Annotated in this window: 6 protein-coding genes; 3 read left to right on the top strand and 3 right to left on the bottom strand. The window is 66.2% G+C overall.

What is annotated here, in order from left to right; genetic code table 11:
- The 3 genes from ACIQ6O_RS11995 to ruvB form a co-directional block, all read right to left on the bottom strand.
- On the bottom strand, nt 1–354 hold a 354-nt coding region (locus tag ACIQ6O_RS11995), incomplete at its 3' end, for a tRNA-guanine transglycosylase (protein WP_396208026.1).
- A gap of 30 nt (nt 355–384) precedes the next feature.
- Entirely contained in the window at nt 385–1,467 is a 1,083-nt protein-coding gene (queA, locus tag ACIQ6O_RS11990; RefSeq protein WP_396208025.1) for a tRNA preQ1(34) S-adenosylmethionine ribosyltransferase-isomerase QueA, read from the bottom strand.
- 158 nt (nt 1,468–1,625) lie between these two features.
- A complete protein-coding gene (gene ruvB / locus ACIQ6O_RS11985) occupies nt 1,626–2,654 on the bottom strand; it encodes a Holliday junction branch migration DNA helicase RuvB (RefSeq protein WP_396208024.1) in 1,029 nt (342 codons plus the stop codon).
- Between the two features lie 97 nt (nt 2,655–2,751).
- On the opposite strand from ruvB, the gene ACIQ6O_RS11980 reads away from it, so the two are divergent.
- The 3 genes from ACIQ6O_RS11980 to ACIQ6O_RS11970 all read left to right on the top strand — a co-directional run.
- Nucleotides 2,752–3,294 carry a DUF3299 domain-containing protein gene (locus ACIQ6O_RS11980; protein WP_396208023.1) on the top strand — a complete coding sequence of 181 codons (543 nt, stop codon included), beginning with the start codon at nt 2,752–2,754 and terminating at the stop codon, nt 3,292–3,294.
- 12 nt (nt 3,295–3,306) lie between these two features.
- Nucleotides 3,307–4,056 carry an ABC transporter ATP-binding protein gene (locus ACIQ6O_RS11975; RefSeq protein WP_396208022.1) on the top strand — a complete coding sequence of 250 codons (750 nt, stop codon included), beginning with the start codon at nt 3,307–3,309 and terminating at the stop codon, nt 4,054–4,056.
- On the top strand, nt 4,053–5,599 hold a 1,547-nt coding region (locus tag ACIQ6O_RS11970), incomplete at its 3' end, for an ABC transporter permease (RefSeq protein WP_396208021.1). The genes ACIQ6O_RS11975 and ACIQ6O_RS11970, both read left to right, overlap by 4 nt.

Genomic DNA, 5,599 nt, shown 5'->3' with positions numbered 1-5,599 from the left:
ATGGCTGCGGAACTCCACCCCCTCTTCCTGGATGGTGCGGAGCCCCTCGAGGGAGAACACCTGAAAGCCCCCGCTATCCGTGAGGATGGGGCCGTGCCACTGCATGAACCGGTGCAGCCCGCCCATGGTACGGATCATCTCGTCGCCGGGCCGCAGGCGGAGGTGATACGCATTGGCGAGGATCATGGTGGCGCCGAGGCGCGTGAGATCCTCGGGGTCGAGCGACTTGACGCTCGCGAGGGTGCCGACGGGCATGAACTGCGGGGTCTGCACATCGCCATGGGGCGTGGTGAAGACCCCGGCGCGGGCATGGCCGTCGGTGTGGGTGGTCTGAAAGCGGAACGGGCTGGTCACCGCGGAAAGGTAGCGGAAACCGGCGTCAGGTTACACGATCGCCATCGCGTCGCCGTAGGAATAGAACCGGTACTGCTCGGCCACCGCCGTCCGATAGGCGTGCATCGTGGCGTCGAACCCGGCGAAGGCCGCCACGAGCATGATCAGCGTCGACTTCGGCAAGTGGAAGTTCGTGATCAGATGGTCCACGCCGCGGAACTGATAGGGCGGGCGCAGGAAGATGTCCGTGTTGCCCTGATAGGGCTGTACGATGCCGTGCGCGTCGGTGACCGTTTCCAGCGTGCGCACGCCGGTCGTGCCCACCACCCAGATCTTGTTGCCACGGGCCCGGATGGCGTTGAGGCGTGCGGCCGCCTCGGCACTCACCTCGCACCACTCCTCGTGCATCACATGCTGCGACGGGTCGTCGTCGCTAACGGGGCGGAAGGTGCCCGCGCCGACGTGCAGCAGGATGTTCACCCGTTCGATGCCCTTGGCATCGAGACGCGCGAGCAGGTCGTCGGTGAAGTGCAGCCCTGCGGTGGGCGCCGCCACCGATCCCGCCTGATTGGCATAGACCGTCTGGTAGCGCGCGGTGTCGCCCGCCTCGTCAGCCCGCTCGATGTACGGCGGCAACGGCACATGCCCATGGCGCTCCACGGCGGTCATGGCGTCGCCATCCGTGACGAGCTTCACGATGCGCGTGCGCTTCGGCGTGGTGTCGACGATTTCCACCTTGAGGTCGTCGGCAATGGTGACCACACGTCCGGGACGCAGCTTGCCGCCCGGGTGGATCATCGCCTCGAAATGCAGGCCGTCCGTCACACCCTCGGCGGGGCGCAGGAGCAGGATCTCGGCCGGTCCCCCGCTCTCGCGATGTCCCAGCAAACGCGCCTTGAACACCTTGGTCGTGTTCAGTACGATCGCGTCGCCGTCGGGAATCAGGTCGAGGACGTCGCGGAAGGTACGGTGCGCGAGTGAACCGTCGCGGCGATCGAGCACGAGTAACCGACTCGCATCGCGCGGCTCAATAGGCCGCTGCGCGATGTGCGATTCGGGGAGCTCGTAATCGTAGTCGGACGTGCGCGAGCCGATGAGCGCCGGCGCAGTCGCGTGTTCGGACGATTCGGACATGAGGAGGCGAAAGACAATCGAATCGGGGCGGCTGCGCAACGGCTCGGCATGGATTCCTCACGCGGATCCGGAGCTTCGTCCCACCTGCTTACTGATAGGATCAGGAGACCGGACCGAAAGTTCTATCTCGCCGACGTGAGTGTGATCGGTGCGGAGCGCTAGAAGAGCCCCGTCTGCTCCGCCGCACCCGTGGGCGGGGTGAAGCCCAGGTGCCGGTACGCGTGTGCGGTCACGATGCGGCCTCGCGGGGTACGCTGCAGGAAGCCGTGCTGCACGAGGAAGGGTTCGTACACGTCCTCGATGGTGCTCGCGTCCTCACCGATGGCGGCGGCGATGGTGCCGAGCCCCACGGGCCCGCCGTCGAACTTTTCGATAATGGCTCGCAGCAGGCGCGTATCCATGTCGTCGAGGCCGAAGTGGTCCACATCGAGCAGGGCGAGGGCAGCCTGCGCTACATCGAGCGTGATGCGGCCGTTGGCGCGTACCTGCGCATAGTCACGCACCCGGCGCAGCAGGCGGTTGGCCACCCGCGGGGTGCCCCGTGATCGCTTGGCAATCTCGTGGGCGCCGGCGGCATCCATCTCCACCTTGAGCACATCGCCAGTGCGGCGCACGATGATCTCGAGCTCTTCCACCGGATAGAACGCCAGCTGGTGCACGAGACCGAATCGCGCGCGCATGGGGGCCGTGAGCATGCCGAGGCGCGTGGTCGCCCCCACCAGCGTGAACTTCTGGATCTCGATGGGCACCGTCTGCGCGTTGGGGCCGTCGGAGAGGCGCACATCGATCTTGTTGTCCTCCATCGCGGGATAGAGGAACTCCTCGATCACGGGACGCAGGCGATGGATCTCATCGATGAACAGCACATCGCCCTCGCGCAGGTTGGTGAGCGGGCCCACAAGATCCTTGGGTTTCTCGAGTGCCGGGCCCGAGGTGGTGGTGAGGTTCACCCCCAGTTCGCGGGCCATCAGATCGGCGAGCGTGGTCTTGCCCAATCCCGGGGGGCCGAAGAAGAGGATGTGGTCCAACGGCTCCCGCCGCGCTTTGGCCGCCTCGATGGCGATGGCGAGACTCTCCTTGACCTTCTTCTGGCCAATGAACTCCGCCAGCCGCTGCGGACGGAGCGACAGTTCGACCAGCCCCTCTTCGGAGAGGGCTTCGGGGGTGGTGATCTCGGCGCGGGACATGGCCGCAAATATACCGAAAGGGGTCGGCGCTGGGGCAGGGCAACATTCCGATGTGTTTCGCGTACATTGAGGTAACCGTTCTGCCCACGAGACTTACATGACGCGTCGTTCCAATACGTTGCTGTCCGTTGCCGGCCTCGCCACCCTCGTGGTGGTGGGATCGGCGTTTACCCGTCCGGCCGTACCCCCGGTTTCGAAGCGTGTGGCGGTCACGTCGCCCGTGCGCGCTGGCGACAAGCCCTCACCGGTCGCGGCAACGGCGCCGCAGGCCGCGATCAACATCGATTGGCGCGTGCTCGCCGGTCTCGACTACACGAACGGCAAGGCGACCGATACGCTCAAGAAGCTCGAGGGGAAGCAGGTGCGTATCCCGGGCTTCGTGGTGCCGCTCGACGACTTCCAGGAAGAAGGCGCCGAGTTCCTGCTAGTGCCGTATTACGGCGCCTGCGTGCACACGCCGCCGCCGCCGCCGAATCAGATCGTGATGGTCGAGATGAGCGGCAAGAAGGCGATCAAACTCAATTTGTTCGACGCCGTGTGGATGTCGGGCACGCTCAAGATCGCGTCGGTCGAGAGCCCCTATGGCACCGTGGGCTACACGTTGCAGGGGCTCAAGGTCGAGCCGTACTCCGCCAAGTAAACACCCGCTCGCATGACCTCTCCGACGTCGTCGGCTTCCGCGCGGATGTCCGCGGCCGTCGAACTGTCGAAGCTCCGATTCGCCTACCGGCCCGGCCATGATGTGATCGCGATCGACGCACTGTCGATCGCGCGTGGCGAGACGGTGTTCCTCCATGGGCCGAGCGGCAGTGGCAAGACCACGCTGCTCGGCCTTCTTGCGGGCGTGCTGCGCGCGTCCGCCGGACAGGTGAAGGTGCTGGGACAGGATTTCACCACCATGTCCAACGGCGCACGCGATGCCTTTCGTGCGCGACACCTGGGCTACGTGTTCCAGATGTTCAACCTCATCCCGTACCTCTCGGTGCGGGAGAACATCCTGCTGCCCATTCGGCTGGAGTCCGAACGGCGGGCGCGCTTGGGTGGTCTTTCGTTCGACGCGGCCGTGCGCGATGTGGCCGGCCAGCTCGATATCGCCCGCTATCTCGATACGCCCATCGGCGAGTTGAGCGTAGGGCAGCAGCAGCGAGTCGCTGCGGCGCGCGCGCTCATCGGGAGCCCCGAAGTGGTGATTGCCGACGAGCCAACCAGCGCGCTCGACACCGACCGCCGCGAGCAATTCCTCGAATTACTCTTCCGCTCGTGCGAGAAGGCGAATGCGACGCTGGTGTTCGTGAGTCACGATCACACGCTCATGCCGCTCTTTTCGCGCATCGTGGAACTTGCCGAGATCAATACGGCGGCGAAGGTCACGCGTGCCCCGTCGACGGACGGTGCCACATGATGCTCATTCTGCGACTTGCGTTCGCTTCACTTCGCAGCCGCAAGCTCACGACCGCCCTCACCGTGGCCAGCATCGCGCTCTCGGTGACGCTGCTCGTGGGGATCGAAACGGTGCGCGCCGGTGTGCGCGACAGCTTCGCTGGCACCATTCGCGGCGTCGACCTCATCGTGGGCGCGCGCGGTGGCACGCTGCAGGTGCTGCTCAGCACCGTGTTCGGGATCGGCAACGCGTCGGGGAGCGTGCAGCTCCGCACCATGGAGCGGTGGCAGCAGCATCCCGCGGTGAAGTGGGTGGTGCCGTACTCGCTGGGCGACAGCCACCGCGGCTTTCGCGTAGTGGGGACGAGCACGGCGTTCTACGAGCGCTATCGCTTCCGCAAGGACGGCCGCCTGTCGTTCACGGCAGGACGCGTGGCGCAGGCCGACAGCGAAGTGGTGATCGGCTGGGACGTGGCCGAGCGTCTGAAATACACGGTGGGGACGCCCGTGGTGGTCACGCATGGGCTCCGTGACATCGGCACGAGCAATCACGAGGCGCATCCGTTCCGCGTCGTGGGGGTGCTGCAGCGCACGTTCACGCCGATCGATCGGTCGGTATACGTCACCCTCGAAGGCATCGAGGCGATGCACGGGGAAGGGGAGTACGGGGCCAGCGGCGGTGCTGCCAAAGGCGCGAGCGAGAGTGGCGCGAGCCGGCAGGGCGCAACTTCGAAGAGCGCGAGCTCGAAGTCTGCGTCGGTGATCGAGGCGAACAAGCGACGTGCTGCGGCAATTCCGAAGGCGCCGCCGGCTGGCGTGCCGATGGCGATGCCGGGGGCGGAGCCGCCGCCGGGGACGCCGATGGTGATGCCGGGGGCGGAGCCGCCGCCGGGAACGCCGATGGTGATGCCGGGCGCTGAACCGCCTCCGCCAGCGCCGCAGGCGCCTCCGCCGCGTGTTGCCGAACCCGCTGTGGATACGGCGAAGGCCGAAGCGGAGCACGACCATGGCGATGATCAGATCACCGCGTTCTTCGTCGGCACCAAGAACCGCTTCGAAGCGCTCATGCTCCAGCGCGAGATGAACACCGATCTCGTGGAACCGCTCACGGCCATCATCCCCGGCGTCGCGCTCGGCGAACTGTGGCAGAACATCGGGAGCGCCGAGGTCGGTTTGCGCGTCATCGCGATGTTCGCGGTGCTCATCAGCATTACCGGCATGCTCGTGGCGCTCTATTCGTCGCTCGAGGCACGGCGCCGCGAGATGGCCATTCTACGCGCCATTGGCGCCGGGCCGCGCACGATCCTCGCGCTGCTTGTGCTGGAGAGCACGCTGCTCGCCTTCCTTGGCTGCCTCATCGGCGTAGCCCTGGTGTACGGCGGGCTTGCGCTGGCGCAGTCGCCCATCGAACAGCGCTTCGGTATTCACCTCGCTCTTCGCGCCCTTGGCGAAACCGAGTACACCTATCTCGCCCTGGTGATGATCAGCGGCATGCTGATCGGCATCGTGCCGGCGTGGAAGGCATACCGGACCAGTCTGGTGGATGGTTTGTCGCCCAGGGCGTA

The organism is Gemmatimonas sp. (assembly GCF_044345575.1).
Taxonomy (GTDB): Bacteria; Gemmatimonadota; Gemmatimonadetes; order Gemmatimonadales; family Gemmatimonadaceae; genus Gemmatimonas.
Note: the sequence above shows the minus strand (reverse complement) of the source record. Positions and strands in the feature narration are given on the sequence as shown.

Bases quoted from the DNA above. Each gene is read 5' to 3' on its own strand.
- ruvB (WP_396208024.1), bottom strand. From the start codon at position 2,654: ATGTCCCGCGCCGAGATCACCACCCCCGAAGCCCTCTCCGAAGAGGGG.
- ACIQ6O_RS11980 (WP_396208023.1), top strand. From the start codon at position 2,752: ATGACGCGTCGTTCCAATACGTTGCTGTCCGTTGCCGGCCTCGCCACC.
- ACIQ6O_RS11975 (WP_396208022.1), top strand. From the start codon at position 3,307: ATGACCTCTCCGACGTCGTCGGCTTCCGCGCGGATGTCCGCGGCCGTC.
- queA (WP_396208025.1), bottom strand. From the start codon at position 1,467: ATGTCCGAATCGTCCGAACACGCGACTGCGCCGGCGCTCATCGGCTCG.